The following is a 1,496-nucleotide window of genomic DNA, read 5'->3' as shown; positions in this document are numbered from 1 at the left end:
GGGGGGTGTCCCTATGTTTTTGTCAAGTGCCAGACCGATGTTGACGAGCACAGTCTTGGGAGTAGTTTCTTAGGCGTGCCTAGGAGCCGGCCAGCGTGTGCTGGTCGGCTTCGTCTTTGGGGCTTTATGCGGCGACGGGGCGTGGCGGGATTTCGCGGAAGAACTCCTTGTTTTTCAGCATCGCGTAGATGACATTGCATCGGCGTCGTGCCAGGCATATGACTGCTGCGTTGTGGCGTTTTCCTTCAGCGCGTTTGCGTTCGTAATACCGCCGTGACGGTTCGTGGCTGCGGATAACTGCGAATGCGGAGTAGAACAAGGCGTTTTTCAGTCGTTTATTGCCTGACCGTGCCGGGAATTCACCTCTGATCGACGAACCGGATCGTCTAGTCACGGGTGCTATTCCAGCATAAGCAGCTAAGTGGCCAGCACTATCGAAGTCGGAGCCATCACCGATCGCAAGAAGGATCTGCGCTGCGGTCTTGATGCCGACTCCGGGCATACTCATCAAGACCTCACAAAGAGGGAAATCAGCGAGCATCTCTTCAACCTGCTCAGCAATGGTGTTTCGTTGCTCTTTGAGGGCCTGGATGTTTGCAGCCAGTTGAGGAATTACTAACTCGGCGGCATCGCTTCCAGGCACGGTGACTGTTTGAGCTTTCAGCGCTGTAAAAATGTCGTCTACCAGCGGGGTGGGGTCTTTACGTGTGCGCTTGATCATCCAGTTCAACACTCGTTGGTATCCGGCTCTTTTTAGCCCCTGCGGTCCCTTGTAATGGATCAATAATTCCAGGATCGGCGTGCGAGTCAGGGTGCTACCAGCAAAAACTCGTTCCAGGCTGGGGTAGATCTGGGTGAGGATACTGCGAAGCCGATTGACAGTGCGAGTGCAATCGCGGGCGATGTCATCATCGAAGCCGGACAGCATCTTTAGGGCGGAGAGTACCTCATCATTGCGGTCGACGGCACGTAGCGTGTGGGGCATTGTGCGGGCGGTGTCGGCGATGATGAATGCGTCGCGTTTGTCTGTTTTTGCACGTCCCGGATAGAGATCTGCAGCTTTGCGCATCGCAAGACCTGGCAGGTATCCGACTTCGCAACCGCAGTCTCGGGCTACAGCAATCGGTAGTGCGCCGATGGTGTTGGGTTGGTCGACGATCACGAGCACGGTGCCAAGCTTCTGAAGCTGGTGAAAAACGCCTGCTAGTTCGGATTCGAGTTGAGGCAACGGTTTGTCGAAGACCTTGTTGCCATCACGGTCTAAGGCGCAGGCGTGGTGTTCAGATTTGCCGACGTCTAACCCAAGGAATATGTCGATGGAATGCTCCGGAGACATGATGAGCTCCTAGAAAACGAGATGGGTATGGCGTTGTTCCAGTCGCTGGTGTCATGACCTTCGTTGCAAGCACCCACGTTACAAAGAGACCTAGTTTAAAACTGGCCGTGTCCCTATCAGCTGTCATCGAAAGTCCTGGCACCCGGCGGCAACACCCCCC

The 1,496-nt window shown here is 55.1% G+C and carries 1 protein-coding gene; it reads right to left on the bottom strand.

Annotated elements, in window-relative coordinates:
- Positions 1-124: 124 nt before the first annotated feature.
- The gene (locus HMPREF2878_RS08345) at positions 125-1,336 is read right to left on the bottom strand and encodes an IS110 family RNA-guided transposase (RefSeq protein WP_070653273.1); all 1,212 of its coding nucleotides are present in this window, start codon (positions 1,334-1,336) and stop codon (positions 125-127) included.
- Between the last annotated feature and the right edge of the window lie 160 nt (positions 1,337-1,496).

This window comes from Corynebacterium sp. HMSC065H09, from assembly GCF_001812845.1.
Lineage (GTDB): Bacteria > Actinomycetota > Actinomycetes > Mycobacteriales > Mycobacteriaceae > Corynebacterium > Corynebacterium jeikeium_D.
This window is presented reverse-complemented; position numbering and strand designations above follow the sequence as displayed.